General features: G+C 64.3%; 22 protein-coding genes. 10 read left to right on the forward strand and 12 right to left on the reverse strand.

Annotation, left to right across the window (positions count from 1 at the left end; translation table 11 throughout):
• Nucleotides 1-38 precede the first annotated feature (38 nt).
• Genes AC1RRT_RS01595 through fliP form a run of 3 tightly spaced genes read left to right on the forward strand, consistent with a single transcriptional unit; the run spans nucleotide 39 to nucleotide 1,611 of the window.
• Nucleotides 39-371, forward strand: a complete 333-nt coding sequence (locus AC1RRT_RS01595; RefSeq protein ID WP_493011900.1) for an EscU/YscU/HrcU family type III secretion system export apparatus switch protein — start codon at nucleotides 39-41, stop codon at nucleotides 369-371.
• Nucleotides 372-430: 59 nt separating this feature from the next.
• A complete protein-coding gene (locus AC1RRT_RS01600; protein WP_493011901.1) occupies nucleotides 431-826 on the forward strand; it encodes a flagellar biosynthetic protein FliO in 396 nt (131 codons plus the stop codon).
• Nucleotides 826-1,611: a flagellar type III secretion system pore protein FliP gene (fliP, locus tag AC1RRT_RS01605; protein ID WP_493011902.1), complete on the forward strand. Its 786-nt coding sequence runs from the start codon at nucleotides 826-828 to the stop codon at nucleotides 1,609-1,611. The genes AC1RRT_RS01600 and fliP overlap by 1 nt, the downstream gene beginning before the upstream one ends.
• Before the next feature lie 22 nt (nucleotides 1,612-1,633).
• On the opposite strand, the gene AC1RRT_RS01610 is transcribed toward fliP, so the two are convergent.
• From AC1RRT_RS01610 to AC1RRT_RS01640, 7 genes are all read right to left on the reverse strand, one after another.
• On the reverse strand, nucleotides 1,634-4,930 hold the full coding sequence (locus AC1RRT_RS01610) for a tetratricopeptide repeat protein (RefSeq protein ID WP_493011904.1): 3,297 nt from the start codon (nucleotides 4,928-4,930) through the stop codon (nucleotides 1,634-1,636).
• A 145-nt stretch (nucleotides 4,931-5,075) separates the two neighbouring features.
• The gene (locus AC1RRT_RS01615; RefSeq protein ID WP_493011905.1) at nucleotides 5,076-5,465 is read right to left on the reverse strand and encodes a response regulator; all 390 of its coding nucleotides are present in this window, start codon (nucleotides 5,463-5,465) and stop codon (nucleotides 5,076-5,078) included.
• Between the two features lie 32 nt (nucleotides 5,466-5,497).
• On the reverse strand, nucleotides 5,498-6,937 hold the full coding sequence (locus AC1RRT_RS01620; RefSeq protein ID WP_493011906.1) for a DUF1217 domain-containing protein: 1,440 nt from the start codon (nucleotides 6,935-6,937) through the stop codon (nucleotides 5,498-5,500).
• Nucleotides 6,938-7,087: 150 nt separating this feature from the next.
• Entirely contained in the window at nucleotides 7,088-7,999 is a 912-nt protein-coding gene (locus AC1RRT_RS01625) for a MotE family protein (RefSeq protein ID WP_493011907.1), read from the reverse strand.
• On the reverse strand, nucleotides 7,996-8,553 hold the full coding sequence (locus tag AC1RRT_RS01630) for a DUF6468 domain-containing protein (protein ID WP_493011908.1): 558 nt from the start codon (nucleotides 8,551-8,553) through the stop codon (nucleotides 7,996-7,998). The genes AC1RRT_RS01625 and AC1RRT_RS01630 overlap by 4 nt, the downstream gene beginning before the upstream one ends.
• Complete coding sequence (gene fliM / locus AC1RRT_RS01635) at nucleotides 8,550-9,581, reverse strand: flagellar motor switch protein FliM (protein ID WP_493011909.1); 1,032 nt, start codon at nucleotides 9,579-9,581, stop codon at nucleotides 8,550-8,552. The genes AC1RRT_RS01630 and fliM overlap by 4 nt, the downstream gene beginning before the upstream one ends.
• Before the next feature lie 15 nt (nucleotides 9,582-9,596).
• The gene (locus AC1RRT_RS01640; RefSeq protein ID WP_493011910.1) at nucleotides 9,597-10,085 is read right to left on the reverse strand and encodes a flagellar basal body-associated FliL family protein; all 489 of its coding nucleotides are present in this window, start codon (nucleotides 10,083-10,085) and stop codon (nucleotides 9,597-9,599) included.
• Nucleotides 10,086-10,343: 258 nt separating this feature from the next.
• Between AC1RRT_RS01640 and flgF the strand changes: the two genes are divergently transcribed.
• The 4 genes from flgF to flgH are packed head-to-tail and all read left to right on the forward strand — an operon-like array spanning nucleotide 10,344 to nucleotide 13,514.
• On the forward strand, nucleotides 10,344-11,072 hold the full coding sequence (gene flgF / locus AC1RRT_RS01645; protein WP_493011911.1) for a flagellar basal-body rod protein FlgF: 729 nt from the start codon (nucleotides 10,344-10,346) through the stop codon (nucleotides 11,070-11,072).
• Nucleotides 11,073-11,099: 27 nt separating this feature from the next.
• Nucleotides 11,100-11,885, forward strand: a complete 786-nt coding sequence (gene flgG / locus AC1RRT_RS01650) for a flagellar basal-body rod protein FlgG (RefSeq protein ID WP_493011912.1) — start codon at nucleotides 11,100-11,102, stop codon at nucleotides 11,883-11,885.
• A gap of 28 nt (nucleotides 11,886-11,913) precedes the next feature.
• On the forward strand, nucleotides 11,914-12,675 hold the full coding sequence (gene flgA / locus AC1RRT_RS01655; RefSeq protein ID WP_493011913.1) for a flagellar basal body P-ring formation chaperone FlgA: 762 nt from the start codon (nucleotides 11,914-11,916) through the stop codon (nucleotides 12,673-12,675).
• Between the two features lie 29 nt (nucleotides 12,676-12,704).
• Nucleotides 12,705-13,514, forward strand: coding sequence for a flagellar basal body L-ring protein FlgH (gene flgH / locus AC1RRT_RS01660; protein ID WP_493011914.1), 810 nt, complete (start codon nucleotides 12,705-12,707; stop codon nucleotides 13,512-13,514).
• A gap of 155 nt (nucleotides 13,515-13,669) precedes the next feature.
• On the opposite strand, the gene dksA is transcribed toward flgH, so the two are convergent.
• Nucleotides 13,670-14,089 carry an RNA polymerase-binding protein DksA gene (gene dksA / locus AC1RRT_RS01665; RefSeq protein WP_493011915.1) on the reverse strand — a complete coding sequence of 140 codons (420 nt, stop codon included), beginning with the start codon at nucleotides 14,087-14,089 and terminating at the stop codon, nucleotides 13,670-13,672.
• A gap of 157 nt (nucleotides 14,090-14,246) precedes the next feature.
• A complete protein-coding gene (locus tag AC1RRT_RS01670; RefSeq protein ID WP_493011916.1) occupies nucleotides 14,247-14,678 on the reverse strand; it encodes a flagellar assembly protein FliX in 432 nt (143 codons plus the stop codon).
• A 194-nt stretch (nucleotides 14,679-14,872) separates the two neighbouring features.
• On the opposite strand from AC1RRT_RS01670, the gene AC1RRT_RS01675 reads away from it, so the two are divergent.
• The 3 genes from AC1RRT_RS01675 to AC1RRT_RS01685 are packed head-to-tail and all read left to right on the forward strand — an operon-like array spanning nucleotide 14,873 to nucleotide 17,105.
• On the forward strand, nucleotides 14,873-16,213 hold the full coding sequence (locus AC1RRT_RS01675; protein WP_493011917.1) for a flagellar basal body P-ring protein FlgI: 1,341 nt from the start codon (nucleotides 14,873-14,875) through the stop codon (nucleotides 16,211-16,213).
• The gene (locus tag AC1RRT_RS01680; protein ID WP_493011918.1) at nucleotides 16,213-16,551 is read left to right on the forward strand and encodes a rod-binding protein; all 339 of its coding nucleotides are present in this window, start codon (nucleotides 16,213-16,215) and stop codon (nucleotides 16,549-16,551) included. The genes AC1RRT_RS01675 and AC1RRT_RS01680 overlap by 1 nt, the downstream gene beginning before the upstream one ends.
• A complete protein-coding gene (locus AC1RRT_RS01685) occupies nucleotides 16,548-17,105 on the forward strand; it encodes a hypothetical protein (RefSeq protein ID WP_493011919.1) in 558 nt (185 codons plus the stop codon). The genes AC1RRT_RS01680 and AC1RRT_RS01685 overlap by 4 nt, the downstream gene beginning before the upstream one ends.
• A 70-nt stretch (nucleotides 17,106-17,175) precedes the next feature.
• Here AC1RRT_RS01685 and AC1RRT_RS01690 read toward each other — a convergent pair whose 3' ends face one another.
• The 3 genes from AC1RRT_RS01690 to AC1RRT_RS01700 form a co-directional block, all read right to left on the reverse strand.
• The gene (locus AC1RRT_RS01690; protein ID WP_493011920.1) at nucleotides 17,176-17,706 is read right to left on the reverse strand and encodes a PRC-barrel domain-containing protein; all 531 of its coding nucleotides are present in this window, start codon (nucleotides 17,704-17,706) and stop codon (nucleotides 17,176-17,178) included.
• A 202-nt stretch (nucleotides 17,707-17,908) separates the two neighbouring features.
• The gene (locus AC1RRT_RS01695) at nucleotides 17,909-18,358 is read right to left on the reverse strand and encodes a GlcG/HbpS family heme-binding protein (RefSeq protein WP_493011921.1); all 450 of its coding nucleotides are present in this window, start codon (nucleotides 18,356-18,358) and stop codon (nucleotides 17,909-17,911) included.
• A 23-nt stretch (nucleotides 18,359-18,381) separates the two neighbouring features.
• A complete protein-coding gene (locus AC1RRT_RS01700; RefSeq protein ID WP_493011922.1) occupies nucleotides 18,382-19,893 on the reverse strand; it encodes a tripartite tricarboxylate transporter permease in 1,512 nt (503 codons plus the stop codon).
• Between the last annotated feature and the right edge of the window lie 9 nt (nucleotides 19,894-19,902).

Genomic DNA, 19,902 nt, shown 5'->3' on the forward strand with positions numbered 1-19,902 from the left:
GAGTCGTAAAGATTCGCTTAACCGGTGGCCGTGTTAGGATGCCGCAGCCGTTTACCATACCGGACCGAACCGTGGCCAAGCCGCCTGTCAAAAACCCTGCAAAACCGCCCCGTTCCAGGGCGGTGGCCCTGCGTTACAACGCGGCCAAGGAAGAGGCCCCGCGGGTGGTGGCAACCGGCCAGGGCCATGTCGCCGACCAGATCATCAGAATCGCCCTGGATAACGGCATCACCATCCGCCAGGACGCCGACCTGGTGGAGATCCTGGCCAAGCTGGACCTGGATGCCCTAATCCCACTGGAGGCCTTTGCCGCAGTGGCCGAGATTCTGAGCTACATCTATCGCACCCAGGGCAAAACCCCGGGAGACTGAGGCTGCTTGACCCGACTCGGGCCTGGCTCACAGAGTAGCGCGCAATTCACGGACCGCAGATGGACAGCATCAACTTTACCCAAGTCATCCTCGCCTTTGGCGTGCTGCTGCTTCTGCTCGGCCTGTTCTGGTATGGCGCGCGCGCGCTGTCCGGCAACAACCGCACCAGCAAGATGCGCCCTGGCCAGCGGATCGGCATTGTCGAGACCGCACTGGTCGACGGCGGCCGTCGTCTGGTGCTGGTGCGCCGCGACGACACCGAACATCTGCTTCTGCTGGGCAGCCATGGCGACCTGGTGATCGAAAGCAACATCCCGCTCTTGCCCGAAGCAAGCGCCCCGCCCCCGCCCTCGAAACCCCGCGCACCCGCCGCCGCGCCGCAGCAGGAGTCCGGCGGCTGGCCGACGCTGCGCGTCCCCAGCCGCGATTCCGGTCGCAGCGGACAGGATCGCTGATGAAAACCCTGATGGACACAAAAGCCCTGATGGACACCATGCGCCGCGCCCTGCCGCTCTCGCTGGGCATGGGCCTCGCCACGCTACTGCTGCTGGTGCCCTCATCGCTGCTGGCGCAATCGGTCTCCATCGACCTCGGCCAGGGCGGCTCGCTGACCGGCCGCGTGGTCCAGCTGCTGGTCATGACCACCGTGCTGGCGCTGGCGCCCTCGATCCTCGTGGTCGTTACCAGCTTCGTGCGCATCGTGGTGGTGCTCTCGATCCTGCGCAGCGCGCTCGGCACCCAGGGCACGCCGCCGAACACGGTGATGGTCAGCCTGGCGCTGTTTCTCACCTTCTTCATCATGCAGCCGTTCATGGAACGCTCATACAACGAAGGCCTGCAGCCGCTGATCGAGGAGCAGATCGACGAACGCACCGCCTTCGACCGCTCGATGGCGCCGTTCCATGAATTCATGCGCACCCAGGTGCGCGAAAAGGACCTGGCGCTGTTCAACGGCTTCGCCCGCCTGCCGCCCGCACCCACACCGGATGCGATCCCGCTGCGCGTGCTGATCCCCGCCTTTATGATCAGCGAGCTGAAGCGCGCCTTCGAGATCGGTTTCCTGCTGTTCATCCCCTTCATCGTGGTCGACATGGTGGTCGCTTCCGTCCTGATGTCGATGGGCATGATGATGCTGCCGCCAGTGATGATCTCACTGCCGTTCAAGCTGATCTTCTTCGTGCTGGTGGACGGCTGGAACCTGGTCTGCGCGGCCCTGGTGGAAAGCTTCGTCGCCAGATAGGTCTGGCGGCCGTCTCTCCTATTTAATTGATGGCACTCAGGCCGCCGCGCGCCACGCGTTCGCGATAGCGGCTCATGAAGGCTTCGTACTGGCCGATCTGCGCGATTGCCGCCGCCATCTGGCGCGGATCGCCCGAGGCGCGAGTCAGCGTGCTGGCCACCGCGGCGAAGGTCGCGGCATCGGAGGTGTCGCGGAACTTGGCTTCGTATTTGCGCCGCACATCATCCAGCGCCGCCGTGTCGTTGCTGAGCGAATAGGAGACTGCGAGCTGCATCACCTGCTTGCGCTCATCCGCGGACAGCGGCGCTTCATCGGCAAAGCGGTTGCCCAGCATCTGACCGACCACGCGCGCATAGGCGACCCAGTCCTTGGCGCGCCAGTGCAGATCGGAGCGCAGCGCGCGCGCCTCCATGCTCTGGTCCTGGCCGATCAGGTTGAGCGCCTCGGGGAACCGCTCCAGATCGCCCAGCGCCCGCGCCTCCAGCAGGCGGCGCTCCTGCTGCACTGCCGGCGGCAGGTTCTGTACCTGGGTGTTCTGCAGTGATTTGAGCGCCGCATCAGGATTGCGGTCGAGCAGGTAGACCACCGCCAGACGCGCGCCGGTCTTGGCGCGATCGTCGCCGCGCAGGCGGTACTGGATCTGGTGTTCAAGCAGCTCGGCGGCGCGGTTCAGCAGGTCGACCGAGACCAGACGGTCGGCCAGCTTGCTGATGATCTCGTCGCCTTCCGGCCCCGGCGGCGTGAGCTCGCGATAATCGTAATACAGCGCCAGCGCATTCAGTGGCGGCAGCGCCTGCGCACCGCCATCGAGGAACAGCCGCGCGAACTCGTCGCTCATCTGCCGGGTCAGCAGCGGCATCTCGGGCGACTTGGGGAAATACTTCACCAACTGGCGGAAGGTATTGATGCCGCTGCGCAGATCGCCGATGGAGAACTGCAACTCGCCTAACCGGCGCAGCATGTTGAATTCATAAGGGCCGCCGCGCCATGCAAAGCGCAGGCTGTCCAGACGTTCAATGGCCTGCTGTGCGTTGATCAGCTTGCGATCAAGCATCATGTCGGTCTTGGCATATTCGGCCAGCGCACGCGCGCGGCGGTCGCCGCTGCCCGAGGCCAGATCGAAGAAGCGGATCGCCTCTTCGGGCTTGTTGGTGGCGTTGGCCAGCAGGCCGCGGATGTAATTGCCTTCGGCCGCCTGGCCGCGTGTCAGCGCATCGCCTTCCAGCGCCTGCAGTTCAGCGGTGGCCGCAGCGATGTCGCCGCCGGCCAGCCACGAGCGCGCCATGGTCAGCCGCAGCGGCGCACGCAGGTCGGGCGGGAATTTCGCCACTGCCGCACCGGCCAGGGAGAAGCTGCGGCGTGCGGCCGGCCAGTCGTCGCGCTCGGCAGCCAGCATGCCGCGATAGGCGAGAACATCCGGATCGTCATCAAAAATCTTGGAGTCAAGATCGGTGCTGGCATCGGCCAGACGGCCAAGCCGCAGATTGGCGATGCCGCGCAGGGCGCGATACAGCTTGTCGCGTTCCAGGTCGGGCTGCTCGGACCGGGCCCGCGCCAGCACGCCCAGCGCTTCGGGCTGCATGTCGTTCGCAGCGTAGAACTGCGCCAGCGCCAGACGCGCGCTCTGGCGCTGCCCCAGCGGACTCAGTGCCAACCGACGCGCCAGCGTCTCTTCCTGTTCGGTATAGGTCTTGCCTTCGATGCGCCGCCAGTCGGCATAGCGCAGAATTTCGGTGGTGCCGCTTTTCGGATCGGCTCCGCGCGGGGCCGACAGCGAAAGGCCGTTCGGCGTGCCGATTTCGATGCCGCGCGGCAGGCGGTTGAAGACCAGATTGTCGGCATGGGGCTCGATGGCGAACCCCTGGAAACTGGGCAGCACGCTGAGTTCGATGAAGTCGCGGCGGCTTGAAACGCCGCCATTGGCGCCGGCAAAGGGCACGACCATCAAGGTATCGCCCGTGTCAGGGTCGGGCACCGCCAATTGCGGGGATGGATCGTTGGCAGCAAAGAACAGCTTGGCACCGCCATCGGCATCCAACTGGCGACGGACATCGATTTCCGGAATCTGGTTGGCGCGCACCGGCGGCACGGCGTCATCAGCCGGCGGCGCATCCTTCGGCACCAGTTGCTCGGGCTGAATGGTATTGACGCTGATCTGCCAGCCGGCATTGCGGCGGGTGAAGTTGGCCGTGGTGCCGCTCGGGACCTGCAGGCGCAGCACGGTCATGCCCGGCACCGGCACCTGTTCGATGCCGTTGATGGCGCCACCCCAGTCGCGCGTGGTGATCGGACGCAGATCGACCGAGGCCGTGCGATCGAAAACCACCCAGAGGCTGCCATTGCGCAGGAACGCGGCCGCAGCGACCGGACGCGTCCAGGGGAAATTCAGCAGCGGCCCGGTGCGGCTGGAATCCACCGTCGGCACCAGCGGCTCGCCGCGAATGGGGCCAGGCTGCATCGCCGGCATGAAGGTGCCCAGCGGTGCAGTCTGAACGCCGGTGACAGGCGCAGCCGCAGGAACGCCGCTGTTGGCGATGGTCGGCGCCGCACCGGCAGCAGACGGCGCAGGTGCAGCAGCAGGCGGCGCAGGCGTAGCGACGGGCGGTGTATTCGTCTGCGCGGCCGTAGCGCGCGGCGGTTCAGCCGGTCTGGCGGCAGTGGCAGGTGGCGTCGCGGCCGGCGGTGCCGCGGCCGGTGCGGGTGTTGGCGCGGGCGTCACGGTCGGCGCAGGCGCCTGAGCGGCAGCCGGCTTCTGCTCGGCTGGTTTCTGCTCGGCTGGTTTCTGGTCAGCGGTTTTCGGATCGGCGGCCGGCGTGATGTCGAGCACCACCTTGGCGCCATCGCGCCAGCTCTTGATCGCCGCGCCTTCGGGAACGCTGAAGCTCACCACGCCAGCGGCGCCGTCACGACGCGTCGCCAGCCCAATGACATTGCGCGGCGGGAACTGCGCCAGGCGGCCGAGGTCGAGCGGCACCGGACTTTCAAAGCGCAGCGTCGCCTGCCGGCCTTCGGTGGCGAGGCTGTATTCCACGCGCTGCGGCCAGTCGAACACCAGGCGCGTATAGGTCGGATGCTCGCCCGCGCGCAGGCGTACCGATGCGGCGGCGGGTGCTGCGGCCTGCGGCGGCGGGGCTGGCTGGACTTGCGGTTGGGCCTGCCCGATCGGCGCGGTGTTATTCTGAGGCGATTGGGCGACAGCGAGCGGTGCGCAGAACGCCAGCAGGGCGAGACCGGATGCCCCGGCCAGAATATGTCCAACCTGGGCAAGCCGGGCCACAGACCGATGGGTCGCGCGCCGATTGCCGCGACGATCCGTCATGATCCCTGTCTGCACCGCTACCAAATCCTGTCCTCAGATCCCGATCCGGAGTCGCCCCCGAAACATGCAATTATAGGAATCTGGCACGATAAGGCGATACCATTAACAGATTGTTCTCGCGGCAAGATTGCCGAATCGCAGCCCGTCAGAACGGGCCGATCGCCGCCACCAGCTTGGACCGCAGGCCGGCGCTGTCGAAGGGCTTCACCAGATAGCCGTCCACCCCCAGCCGCCGCGCCTCCAGCACGCTCTCCGGCCGGGCCTCGGCCGTGATCAGGATGAAGGGGGTTTTTGCGTAATCGGGGTCGCGCCGGATGGTGTCTAGCAGGGCGATGCCGTCCATCGGCTCCATGTTCCAGTCCGACAGGATCAGGCTGTAGCGCTGGCGCCGCAGCATGGTCAGCGCCGTGACCGGGTCGCCGGCCGTATCGATCGCCTGGAAACCCAGGTCGCGCAGCTGCCGGGCGATGATCGCCAGCATGGTGCGATGATCGTCGACGACGAGGATGGGAAAGGTGGAAGGATCAACCGCCATGCGGGCAGACTCCCGGCAGGCGGCGGAAAGGATCAGCCGAACAGGTCGAGCAGATAGCTGTTCGAACTGGTCTGGCCGGCGTCCTTGAAGGTCAGATAGCGCGTGACCATCTTCTCGATCTGGTCGGGATCGTTCTTCAGGGATTTGACGTCCACCCTCTTCTCCAGCGCGGTCACCTGGGCGTCGACGCCCTGGTAGGCCAGCTCCTTCGGGAGGTTGTTCGCGACCGTGATCACCTCGCGGAGCACGGAATCGCCGAGCAGCTGAACGGTCAGGCTCACATCCTTGATGCGGCGCTGGAACTCGATGGCGGCGCGCACGCCAGGCGCCTGCTCGTCGAGATTCTTCTCGTACTTGACCTGCTGGAATTTCTTGACGATGTCGTCGGTCGTCGAGGTCAGGGTCAGCTTGGTGGTGCCCAAGATGCTGAAGCTGATATCCTTGGCGAGCTGCTGGTAGCGCGGATCCTGGAAGCGGTTGGCCAGCGAATTCGGGTCGGCCAGGTCACTTTCGATGATCTTGCGGATCTTGCCCGGGAACTGCGCGTCGCTGTCCAGGTCGTAGGCCGACAGGATGAAGGTGAACAGGCGGTGGTTCTTGAACAGATCGTCCAGCGACTTCACGTCGCCGATGTTCAGCTTGTAATACTCGACATCCTTCTTGATATCCGAGCGTTCCTTGAACTTCTCGAATTCCGGGCCATCGAACTCATAGAAGTTCTTGACCACTTCCGGCGCTTTCTCCTCGGTGAGAAGACTCTTGCTCAGCTTGTCCTTGTAGACCGTCGTGTCCGACGCGACCAGGTTAGGGCCGTTGACCAGCTTGCCGTTGTCTTCAGGCTTCTTCTGGTTCTTGGTCACCAGCGCCACGCCGTTCACATCAACCGCGAGGCTGCGCAGCTTGGCCAGGCCCCGCGGCAGCGGATTGGCGATATCGGCGGCAACGTTGGTCACCAGGCCGGTCGAAGTGAGACCGACGGCATTGCCATTCTCGTCCTGCTGGAAGCCGGTGGCGCCGAAGTCATACTTCTTCGCCAGCTCGATATCCTTCAGCGTGCCCTGGCGGGCGACGGAATTGGGATCGTTCGGATTGCTGAGCAGGATGTCGCGCAGCTTCTGCTTGTCGGTGTTGAACAGGTCCTGGTAACCGTTGGCCTGCGCCAGCACCTTCAGGAAGCGGTCATCGTTGATCAGCTCGTTCACCGTGGTCGCGGTCTTGACGCGGTTCACGAAGAAGGTGACGTCGTTGATGACCTGGGCGTTGTTTTCGCGGTACTGCGTGTTGCGCAGACGGATGGCGGCATTGTTGAAGTCGCGAATAGTCGCCTTCGCCTGCTCCGCCGCAGCGTCAGGGGCGTTCTTCGCTTCATTCTCTTCGGATTGTTTCTGCAATTTCTTGTACATCGCGATGGGCGAGATGGTCCCCGCGCCCGTCGATGCACCTGAAATCAGAACACTTAGATCAATGGCCATCCTTGCGCGCCTCCTGCGGCAGTGATGATGGGTACCAAGTCAGTTCTGGACCGGCACTTAAACTCCCCTTGATTTTAGCATGTTGGGGCGAACCGACAAGGTCGCGTTTTCCCAACGATCTGAAGAGGTTAACCTTCAATTAACCACAATTCAGCCGCCCGCCCCTGGCCGCCGGGCCGGCGCCGCCGCTCCGGCCGGTGCCGCCGGGCTGGCCGCCGGGGCTGCCGGTGTCGGCGCCTGCAGCTGGCTTTCCGCGCCACTGCGCACACTCGGGGGAATCTGTTTGCGGGTCGCCAGACGCACCGTCAGGTCCTGCGCCGTCTGCGGGCTCATGTCGGCCAGCACTGCCGCCAGCTTGGCCTCCTTCATCCGCTCGACCACGCCGAGCAGGATATTGGGCTCCAGCTTCTCGAAGATGCGTGCGGCATCCTTCGGCTTCATGTTTTCGTAGACCTTCACCAGGCCCTGCAGGTTCTGCTCTTCCTGCTTGTCGTACTGCTGCACGATCTGCTTGATGCTGGCTTCCAGCTTCTTCAGCTCGTTCAGCCGTTCATCGATGCGTTTTTCCGCAGCGCCGAGCAGGCTTTCACGCAGATCGATCTCGCGCGCGCGCTGCTCCAGCAATTCGCGGCGCTGCGACAGGTTGGCCAGCAGTTCGATTTCGGCGCGCGTGAAGGTCATGGGATCACGATCAGCCAGCGACTGCACGCTGGTGGATGCACCCGACGTGCGCGATGACGGCGTTACCGCAGGCTGCTGTGCGGCCGGAGGCTGGGTTTGGGCGGCTGCAGGCGGCGGGGCCGCCGCGGGCTGGGCCGGCGCTTGCGCCTGCTGTGCGGGCGGCGGCGTGAGCTGGGTCGGCTGGCCGCCCTGCTGGGCGCCGGCGCCAGTGACGAACAATTCCGCGCGGCCCTGCCACAGCGACCCGACCTTCAGGCCCAGCAGCAAGGCCACGGCCATGATGGTCAGCGGCAGAATCCGCACGCGGCTGGCCAGCGCACGACGCGCACCGCCACTCGGGCGCGGCGCCGCAGCCGCCGGCTGACGCATGGCTGCGCTCATCGCGCCTGCCTCAGCGCCATCAGCAATTCACGCTCGGCCTCCGAACGCGGTTCGATCTTGAAATCCTTGGCACCGCCCGCGGGCGCTGCGGCAGCGGCGGGCTTCTTGGTCGGGAACGGCGTCACCGGCGCCTGCGGCTTCGGCGGCACGATCTTGCTGGCCAGCATCTCGCCATCGCGCAGTACACCCAGATCCTGGCTACGGTCCTGCGCGCGCTCCTGGCGCATGGCACGGGTGCTGGTCGCTTCGCCGGCCAGACGATCGGCCAGGCGGTCGGCAGTCTCGACCATGAAGCCGAGCTCGTCGCGCAGTGTCTTGGCCTGCTTCATGCGTTCTTCATGCGCGGTATCGGCCGAGGCCGACGCGGTCTTCAGTTCGGCCATGCCCTGGCGCGCCTTGGACAGGGCCTTGTCGAAATCGCCGATCAGGCGGCGCATCTCGTCCTGGTTGGCGCGCAGATTGCCCAGACGGCGGTTGAGCACCAGCGAGATGCTCAGCGTGATGACCAGCAGTACGACAACAACGATTTCAACGATCAGGGTCAGTGTCATCATGCACCTCCGAGACTCTTCAGAGTCCGATCGATCTTGACTGCAATATTATTGCCCATGCGGCCCATGCGGCCTTCCACCATCGGGATGCCGCCGCAGCGCATCATCACCACCGATTCCGGCGTGGCGTTGAACATGATGGTCTTGCCCACTTCCAGCGCCATCACCTGGCCCAGCGTCATGACCTGTTCGTCCAGCACGGCTTCGATCTCGACATCCGTCGACCACAGCTCGGTGGCCAAGTGGTTTTCCCAGATCGAGTCACGGCCGAACTTTTCGCCCATGAACATCTGCAGCAGCAGTTCGCGAACCGGCTCCAGCGTGGCGTAGGGCAGCAGCAGCTCGAGGCGGCCACCGCGGTCTTCCATGTCGACGCGCAGGCGGGCAAGAATTGCCGCATTGGCCGGGCGGGCGATGGTGGCGAAGCGCGGGTTGGTCTCGATGCGGTCGTAGGAGAAGTTGACCGGCGCCAGCGGCTCGAAGGCAGCACGCATGTCGTCCAGCACCACGTTGACCATGCGCTCGACGAGATTGCGCTCGATGGTCGTATACGGGCGGCCTTCAATGCGCATCGCCGCCGTGCCACGGCGACCGCCGAGCAGCACGTCGACGATAGAATAGATGAGCGAGCTGTCGACGGTCAGCAGGCCGTAGTTATCCCACTCCACCGCGCGGAAGACGCTCAGGATGGCCGGCAGCGGGATCGAATTCAGGTAATCGCCGAAGCGGATCGAGGTGATGTTGTCCAGCGAGACTTCCACGTTGTCGGACGTGAAGTTGCGCAAGGACGTGGTCATCAGACGGACGAGGCGATCGAACACCACCTCCAGCATCGGCAGACGCTCGTAGGAGACGAGCGCGCTGTTGATGATGGCGCGTATGCCGGCCTTGTCGGCATCTTCTTCAACACTGGCGTCAAAACCAAGAAGACTGTCGATTTCGTCCTGGTTCAGGATTCGGGTGGAACCGCCACCGTCATCTCCGGCCGCGCCGCCAGCCCACTCCGCGCCGTCTTCGGGATTATCCGCCATGACTGTCTCGCTTCGTTACTGGATCAGCATTTCTTTAAACAGAACGTCATTGATCTTCAGCGGTGCCACCGCCTGATTGACGCGAATCAGCAGTTCTTCCTTCAGGCGGTACAGACCGGCGGAGCCGACCAGATCATCCGGACGCAATTCGCGCAGGTAGATCTGGAAGTTATCGACCACGCGCGGCAGCAGCTCGTTCAGCTTGGGCGTCGACAGCGGATCCTGGTGTTCGAGCGACACCTTCAGCTTCAGGTACGAGGCCTGCCGGCCAGTGGAATTCAGGTTCACCAGAATATCAGGCAGGTCATAGAATACTGTGACCTTCGGGGGCTCGGGCTTGACCTCGACTTCCTGTTTCTTGGCGAACAGGAAGAAATAGGCCGCGCCGCCGCCGCCCACGAGGACGAGCAGACCTACGACGGCAGCTATAATGACTATCGCGCGCTTGCCCCGCTTCTTGGGGACTTCGCCGCCTTCGACTTCGCCTTCAGTCTCGTCACTCATGCCCATACGTCCCTGGCCCGGAAGCCGGCCCCAGAATCACTCCAGGCCGGTTCACTCCGACTGCCATTGGTAAGGCTGCACCGTTAATACTTTATCACTGCCCGGCAGTTTTTGCCGGGCCGCACGGTCCGGGCACCGGTCAGAAATGGCCTATTGGCCGCATTTACCAAATATATTGCCTGTTTTCCGCCAATAAATGGACTGGCACGGCATCTGCAATACCCTTGGCAGCAAACGACCATCCGAAAGTTTGGTGCCATGGAAAACGCGACCTATATCGGCCTCTCCCGTCTCTCGACCATGCGTCGGGAGATGGATGCCATCGCCAACAACCTGGCGAACATGAACTCGAACGCCTACAAGGGCGAGCGGGTGATGTTCGAGGAATACCTCAAGGGCCCGAACCAGAAGGAAAAGAGCAGCTTCGTCAATGACTTCGGCGTGCTGCGGGACTTCCGTGCCGGCAAGCTGGAGCAGACCGGCAATACCTTCGATGTCGCCATCAGCGGCAACGGCTACCTGACTGTCGACACTCCCCAGGGCCGCCGCTACACCCGTGACGGCCATCTGCGTCTCGACGCCGACCGCCGCCTGGTGACCGCCGGCGGCCATCCGGTCCTCGACAACCGCGAACGCGAAATCATCCTGCCGCAGGATGCCCAGGGCGGCACCCCGACCATCAGTTCGGACGGCACCATCAATATCGGCCAGCAGCAGGTCGCCAAGATCGACCTGATGACCTTCGACAGCGAACAGGAACTGCGCAAGACCTCGCAGGGCCTCTACGCCACCGCGCAAGAACCCCGCGCCGCCGCCGCCGGCAGCACCCTGATCCAGGGCATGCTGGAAGCGTCGAACGTCGAACCCATTCTCGAAATGACCAACATGATGGAACTGCTGCGCCAGTATCAGGGCGCGCAGAACCTGCTCGATGGTGAACATGACCGCCTGAAAATGGCGATCCAGCGGCTCGGCCGCTCGGCTTAACGGATTTAAGGACCAGGAGACCTAACCATGCGTTCTCTCAGCACCGGTGCCACCGGCATGATGGCTCAGCAGCTCAATGTTGAAGTCATCTCGAATAACATCGCCAACATGAGCACGACGGCGTTCAAGCGCCAGCGCGCCGAGTTCCAGGATCTGCTGTATCAGAACATGCGGCGCCCGGGCTCGACCTCGTCGGATGCCAACACCATCGTCCCGACCGGCGTGCAGATCGGTATCGGCGTCCGCACTGCCGGCGTCTACCGCATCCACGAGCAGGGCAACCTGACCACGACGGGCAACTCTTACGATCTCGCGATCAGCGGCAAGGGCTTCTTCCAGATCACCCTGCCTTCGGGTGAGACCGCCTATACGCGTAACGGTTCGTTCCAGGTCGATGGCCAGGGCCAGCTCGTCACGGTCGACGGTTACCAGTTGCAGCCGGGCATCACCGTGCCGCAGGGCGCGCTCTCGGTCAGCATCGATGCCACCGGCATCGTTGAAGCGCGCATCGCCGGCCAGGCGCAGCCGCAGCAGCTCGGTCAGATCCAGCTTGCCACCTTCATCAACGAAGCCGGCCTCGAGGCCACGGGCGACAACCTGTATCTCGAGACTCCCGCTTCGGGCCAGCCGACGGTCGGCAATCCGAATGCCGCTGGCTTCGGCGTGCTGCGTCAGGGTTACGTCGAAACCTCGAACGTCAATCCGGTGCAGGAAATCACCAATCTCATCACGGCGCAGCGCGCCTATGAGATGAACTCCAAGGTGATCACCGCTTCGGACGAAATGCTGCAGACCGCCGGTCGCTTGCGGTAACGGCTAACCCACGGGTTTGGAGATCATCATGGCCTCGTATCGCACGCTTCTCATCGCCGGCTTCACAGTTGCCGCCCTTGCCGTCCCCGTCATGTCGACGCCGGCCTGGGCGCAGACCCAGGTCGCTTCGGTCGGCGGCGGTCGCGTCATCGGCGAGCGCGAGATCGGCAAGCGCATTGCCGACCTGGTGCAGCAGCGCAACGGCGGCCAGCCGGTGGACATCAACTTCCACGGCACCGGCAACGAGATCGAGACCCCGGAATTCGGCTCGGCTCATCTGAAGGTCGACAGCTTCTCCTTCGACAGCCGCAGCGGCCGCTTCTATGCCGCGGTGGGTGTGCAGGGCGGCGACATGATCAAGGTCAGCGGTCGCGCCATGCCGGTGGAAGCCATTCCGGTGCTGAAAAACCGAATCAATGCCGGCCAGACCATCGACCGCAACGACATCGAATGGATGCGCGTGCCGGCCGGCCGTTACGGCGCCGGCTATATCGACCGCCTCGACGAACTGGTGGGCCAGAGCCCGCGTCGTCCGCTGGCGGCCGGCATGCCGATCCGCAATGCCGATATCGGCAAGCCGGAAGCCATCGCCAAGAACGCCATGGTCACCATGACCGCCCAGACCATGGGCATGACCATCACCACCACGGGCCGCGCCATGGAAGCCGGCAGCCTTGGCGAGGTGATCCCGGTCATGAATGTCCAGAGCAAGAAAACCGTGCAAGCGACCGTGACTGGCACTGGCCAGGTGCAGGTCATCACCACGACCCGCATCATCGCTTCGAAATAACATTGCTTACGCCCGAAAGGACGATTGCCATGACCAAGTTCAACACTTCCCTCTCCACCGCGCTGCGCATCGCCGCGGTCACCGGCCTCGCCGTGACCCTGGGCGCCTGCGGCAACCTCAGCCGCCTGGCCGATATCGGCAAGGCGCCGGAAATGAGCAAGATCGACAACCCGACCGAACAGCGCGACTACCGCCCGGTCAGCCTGCCGATGCCGTCGCCGGAAGTGACGCCGCGCCACGCCAATTCGCTGTGGCGTCCCGGTGCGCGCCAGTTCTTCAAGGATCCGCGCGCCACCAAGGTGGGCGACATCATGACCGTGAAGGTCAACATCCAGGAACGCGCCCAGCTGCAGAACAACACCACGACCTCGCGCGCCAACAGCGAAGGCGCCGGCCTGCCGAACTTCCTCGGTCTCGAGGCCGCTGCCACTGCCGGCGGCGTGCTGACCGGCCCGGGCGTCGCCTCGAGCATCAACAAGGTCTTCAAGGGCGCCGATCCGGAAAACCTGGTGAACATGAACTCCAGCTCGCAGGTGCAGGGTCAGGGTCAGGTCAACCGCCAGGAGCAGATCGTGCTGAATGTGGCGGCGCTGGTCACCCAGGTTCTGCCGAACGGCAATCTGGTCGTGCAGGGCCGCCAGGAAATGCGTGTGAACAACGAAGTGCGCGAGCTGCTGATCCAGGGCATCGTGCGGCCGGAAGACATCACCGCCACCAACACCATCAATCATACCCAGATGGCCGAAGCGCGGATTTCCTACGGCGGCCGCGGCCAGCTCACCGACGTGCAGCAGGCGCGCTGGGGCCAGCAGGCTTACGACATCATCTTCCCCTTCTAAACCGAAGGGAGCTTCGCCCTCGCCCGAAGTTCGGGCGCGCCAGAACGTGCGTCAGGATCGCAGGATGCGGACCGCGGCAAAACGCCAGAGGGTGTATCAAACGCAAAAGGCCGGTCAGAAGACCGGCCTTTTCGTATTTCTGACAGGCGGATGCCTCAGAGATCGTCGCGGTGCGTACGCTCGCGGCGCTCGTGACGCTCCTGCGCCTCGATCGACAGGGTGGCGATGGGACGCGCTTCCAGACGCTTGAGCGAGATCGGCTCGCCGGTCTCCTCGCAATAGCCATAGGAGCCATCGTCGATCCGCTTCATCGCAGCGTCGATCTTGGAGATCAGCTTGCGCTGGCGGTCGCGGGTGCGCAGCTCCAGCGAGCGATCGGTCTCCGTCGAGGCTCGGTCGGCGATATCGGGCTCCTGCGCGGTGTCTTCCTGCAGGTGCTGCAATGTCTGGTTTGATTCCCGCAAAATTTCTTCCTTCCAGGCCAGCAGCTTGCGGCGGAAGTATTCCTTCATGCGCGGATTCATGAAGGTCTCACTCTCGGTCGGCCGGTAATTCGCCTTCAATTGGATACCCATGTAAGAGACCCTCCAGGCGCCGCGGCGACTCCAAGACCCTGGCCGCGGCGCGCGGGAGTATATGAATCGACCCGCCTCGGAGCAAGGCCGTCTAAATAGCTGGAAGCCTTTGATTTCTTGAAAAAATTATGAAACGTCCGAGTCCGGACGATTTAGATCACAGTCCCAGCTTGGCCAATTCGACCTCACACCGGAGCTCGATTTCAGCCATCACCTCGGCCAAAGCCGGGTCCTCGACCATCATCTTTTCACTGCGCAGCGTCTGCGCCAGGGCCTGCAGCCGGTCGGCCGGGATGCGGCCTTCCAGCAGGCCGTGCCGGATTTCGTCCAGCTTCTCCAGCAGGGTCGTGCCGCGTCGGGCCGCGCGCTGGCGGTTCTGTTTGCCGCCGCCCTGCTCGTCGACCGCCTGGATGGTCAGCATGGCATCCAGGGCCGTGACCGGGGCGGCCTGGCTGACCTGGCCCGGCGCCTTCTCGGTTCCCTTCAGAAAACTGGCAAAGCTGGGGCCTCCGGCGGCACCGCCGCCGGTCGTACGCTTAGGGGTCCCCGGCGCTACGCCGCCCGGGCCTTTGACTTTATCGATGCTCATGGAATTGCAATCTCTTAGCTGGGGCCATGGTGCCCGATAAGACTGGCCGGGTAAAGACGGCATTTTTTGCCGCACGGCACCCAGACGGGGCCTCAAATTTCAATAAAATCAATGAATTAACCATTGGCACGACAATCGCATAAAGAGAGACGAGAACCGGTCCTGCGACCGACCCGAGTTAAGGAAGACGCGACATGATCCGCTTCGGTGCCAAGACGACCCGCCCCGCCCTGCATCGCCTGATGCAGCTGGCCCTGGCCCCCATGCTGGCCCTGACTTTGCTGGTTCTGCCCCTGCAGGCCCAGGCCGGGTCGCGCATCAAGGACATCGCCGACTTTGAAGGCATCCGCGACAACATGCTCGTCGGCTACGGCCTGGTCGTCGGCCTCGACGGCACCGGTGACAGCCTGACCAACGCTCCGTTCACCAAGCAGAGCCTGGCCGCGATGCTGGAGCGTTTCGGCGTCAACATCCGTGACGCCGGCACCTTCCGCACCAATAACCTGGCCGCCGTGATGGTCACCGCCTCGCTGCCGCCATTCTCGCGCCATGGCAGCCGCATCGACGTCACCGTCTCGACCATGGGCGATGCCAAGAGCCTGCAGGGCGGCACGCTGCTGGTCACCCCGCTGCTCGGCGCCGATGGCGAAGTCTACGGCGTGGCCCAGGGCGCAATTGCCGTGTCGGGCTTCAAGGCCCAGGGCGCCGCCGCCCAGATCACCCGTGGCGTGCCCACCGCTGGCCGCATCGCCAACGGCGCCATCGTTGAACGCGAAGTCGGCTTCGAGCTAGCCTCGCTGCCGGTTCTGCGTCTGGCGCTGAAGAACCCCGATCTCACCACCGCCCGCCGCATGAGCCAGGCCATTTCCACGCTGGCAGGTCTGCCGACCGCGCGCGCGTTGGATCCGACCACCGTTCATATCGACATCCCGGACCGCTTCCGCCGCGACATCATCGGCTTCATGACCGAAGTCGAGCAGTTGCAGATCGAAACCGACCAGATGGCCCGCGTCATCATCGACGAACGCTCCGGCACCATCGTCATGGGCCCGAATGTGCGCATCGACACCGTCGCCATTGCGCAGGGTTCGCTGACCGTCCGCATCACCGAGACTGCGCAGGTCTCCCAGCCCAACCCGTTCGCCCCCGGCCCGGTCGGCGTTGCCGGCCTGCCTGGCAGCTCTGCCTCCACCGGCACTGTGCAGGTGCCGCGCATTGGCCCCGATGGCCTGCCGGTCAAGGACGCGCTGGGCAACTTCGTCTTCGACACCATCACGCAGGCCGTGCCGGGCACTGGCACGCCCACCGTGGCCGGCCAGATCGGCGGCGGCGCGCAGACCGTGGTGGTGCCGCGCACCGACATCCAGGTCGACGACCAGTCGGATCGTCGCATGGGCATCCTGAAGCGCGGCGTGTCGCTGCAGGAACTGGTGGATGGCCTGAATGCACTGGGCGTCGGCCCGCGCGACATGATCACCATCCTGCAGGCGATCAAGGCCGCCGGCGCGCTGCAGGCCGAAATCCAGGTGATGTGATGTCTGCCCTCGCCGCCTCGCCCGCCATCAACAGCTACGCCATCGAAGATGCGCGCGCTGCCCGCATGCGCAGCGACTCTGCCGCCAGCAACCCGAAGGGTGAAGCCGGCGCCCGCAAGGCCGCGCAGGATTTCGAGGCGTTCTTCCTGAACCAGGTCTTCGAAGTGATGACCGCCGGCGTCAAGACCAATGCACTGACCGGTGGCGGCAGCGCGGAAACCACCTGGCGCTCCTTCCTCAACGACCAGTACGGCCGCCAGATGGCCAAGGGCCACGGCGTCGGCATTGCCGACATGGTCTACACCCAGATGCTGAAACTGCAGGAGGCCCAGCCGTGAACCAGAAACTGCCCGCCCAACAGCCCCGTCAACAGCCCCTGACCGACCGCGCCGCCCAGCGCCTCGGCATCAGCACCGGGCCGCGCCCGACCGACAACTACGGCGATGGCGTCATCCTGCCCACCCTCGACGAGCTCGGTGACCTGGTCATCCAGCTGAAGGACGTCATGCAGGAAGAGACGGCGATGCTGGAACGCTTCGCCTATGACGACCTCGACCGCACGACGGAACAGAAGCGCGTGATCGGCGGCCTGCTGCGTGAAAAGCAGAAGGTGCTGGCCAAGAACCCGGAAGCGCTGCGCGAAGCACCGGAGGCCGATCGCAAGCGGCTGGAAAACCTGCTGGCCGACATGCAGAAGGTCGGCTATCGCAACGAAATCGTGGTGCGCACGGCGCGTGACGCCAACAAGAAGCTGCTCGATGCGGTGATCCGCGGCGCGACCAAGCAGAGCCAGCTCGGTACCGGCTATGGCCGCACCGGCACGATGACCTCGCTCACGACAAATTATGCATCCCGCCAGCCCGTTTCGCTGTTCAACAACGAAACCTGCTGACCTTTCCCCCGCCAGTACGCCCTTCCCCGTCCGGCCGAGCCGGACGGGGATTTTTCTTGGATGAGTCGACTTAGTCTGTCGGCGCGGGCGCCGGCCGCATCGGACGCGAATTATCCAGGCCGCCCAGACTGCCGCTGGTGCCGCCACTCGTCGGCGCGCGAGCGGGCTGCTGGGTCGAGGCGCGGGCCGGATCCTGGTATTCCGGCATCGACTTCAGCGATTCCTTGGTCGCATTGGTCATCACCACCAGTTCGCTGCCTTCACTGCTGAAGCGCAGCTGTTCCCACGGCATCACGACTTTGCGGTCGCCGAGCCCGAGGAAGCCGCCGACCGAGACGATCACGGCATTCACCTTGCCGTCGGTCGTCACGAGAACTTCGTTGACGTCGCCGATCTTCTCGTTGGCGCTGTTCTTCACATCGGCGCCGATCAGCTTGTTGCCCTTCACCTCGGCCGTACCGGTGCCGGGGATGGGCGCCATGGTATCGGATGCAGCGGGGCGCGTGGTTTCGCTACCCGTCGTAGCTCCCTGCGCCATCACAAGTCCGGGAACCGCAAGGGCGAATGCCATGGCGGAAGCAGTAGCAAGTATGCGCTTCATGGGTTCCTCCATATTTTACTTTTCGTGGTATGCGTGCACCAGCCGGGTCATCCGACCGGACCGCATACATATGGGGTTGCAGGCGCTGCGTTGGCAGACAGACCCCGGCAATAAAGATGCGACAATCCTGTGAACTACAGCCAAGCTTTCACAGGATGTGTGAACGGGGCATAGCTACGCGTCGCTTTAATTCCGGAAGAGATCAGTCGCTGCCTGGATCGGGCTCGAAGCCGGCGGCGACAATGCCGGCCGAGGCGGCGGCCTCGTCATTCTCCGAGGTATCGCCGGAAATACCGACGGCGCCCACCGTGCCGCCCGACACATCGCGGATCAGCACGCCGCCCGGCACCGGCACCAGCGCGCCGCCGACGGCATGTGTCACCGCCGCGATGAAAAACGGCTGCTCCTTGGCACGCTTGAACAGCGACCGCGAACCAAGCCCGAGCGCCAGCGCGCCATAGGCCTTGCCTTGCGCTACTTCGCCGCGCTTCAGGCTGGTGCCGTCTTCGGCCAGGAAAGCCTTGAGCGCGCCGCGATCATCCATGACCGCGATGGCCAGCGGCTTCAGATTGGCCTTGCGGGCATGGGCCAGCGCCGTTTCCACGATCTTCTGCGCGCCGGACAGGCTGAGCACGGTCTTGCTGTTGGACATTCTGGCCTCTCTCGAATTCCCGGTTATGCGGCGCGATGCGCGCGACGCTGCGTCAGCGCCGCAAGCAGGGCGCTCCAGAGCGGCCAGAGCAACAGCATGATCGCCAGCGTGGTGATGGTGCCGACCAGCGGCGCGCCCCAGAAGGTGAGCACATCGCCGCGCGCGCCGATCATGCTCTGGCGGAAGGCATCCTCGGCACGGTCACCCAGCACCAGCGCCAGCACCAGTGGCGCCATCGGGTAATCCAGCTTCTTGAAGACATAGCCGACAATGCCGAAGATCAGCATGACCAGAATGTCGAAGGCGGCGTTGTTAACGCTGTAGGCGCCAACGGCGCAGAGCACGATCACGATCGGCGCGATGGTCGAGAACGGGATGCGCAGGACGGCGGCGAAGAAGGGCACGGTGGCCAGCACCACCGCCAGGCCGACCAGGTTGCCCAGATACATGCTGGCGATCAGCCCCCAGACAAAATCCTTCTGCTCGACAAACAGCAGCGGCCCGGGCTGCAGGCCCCAGACCATCAGGCCGCCGAGCAGGATCGCCGCGGTGCCCGAGCCCGGGATGCCCAGCGCCAGCATCGGCAGCAGCGCCGACGTGCCCGAGGCATGCGCTGCGGTTTCCGGCGCCAGCACGCCTTCGATGCGGCCGGTGCCAAAGGAATCCTTATCCTTGGCGAAGCGCTTGGCCAGGCCATAGCCCATGAAGGAAGCCGCGATGGCGCCGCCCGGCGTGACGCCGAGCCAGCAACCGACGGCGGCGCTGCGGATCAGGGTCAGCCAGTAACGCGGCAACTGCTTCCAGGTATTCCAGACCACGGCGATGTTGAGCTTGGCCTCCTTGCCCTTGAAGGCGAGCCGCTCTTCCATGGTGACGAAAATCTCGCTCAGACCGAACAGGCCGATCACGGCCACCAGGAAATCGAAGCCGCGCAGCAGCTCGTCCGACCCGTAGGTCATGCGCAGTTCGCCGCTGATGGTGTCAAGGCCGACAGCCGCCAGCAGGAAGCCGATCAACATGGAGATCAGGATCTTGTAGCGTGCTTCCTTGCCCAGCCCGATAAAGCTGCAGAAGGTGAGCAGATAGACCGCGAAGAATTCGCGTGGCCCGAATTTGAGCGCGAAGTCGGCGACCAGCGGCGCCAGGAAGGTGATCAGCAGCACCGCCACGAAGGAGCCGAAGAAGGAACCGGTGAAGGCGCTGGTCAGCGCCTCGCCTGCCCTGCCCTGTTGCGCCAGCGGATAGCCATCGAAGGTGGTCGCCACCGACCAGGCCTCGCCCGGGATGTTGAACAGGATCGAGGTGATCGCGCCGCCGAACAATGCACCCCAGTAAAGGCAGGACAGCATGATGATGGCAGAGGTGGGATCCATCGTGAAGGTTAGCGGCAGCAGGATCGCCACGCCATTGGGACCGCCAAGGCCCGGCAGCACGCCGACGAAAATACCCAAGATGATACCCACGAACATCAGAAGCAGGTGCTGCCAGGTCAGCAGCACCGCAAATCCGCCCATCAACGACGACAACGCTTCCATGTCAGGACT

The sequence above is a fragment of the Ferrovibrio sp. GW821-FHT12B10 genome (assembly GCF_058807515.1).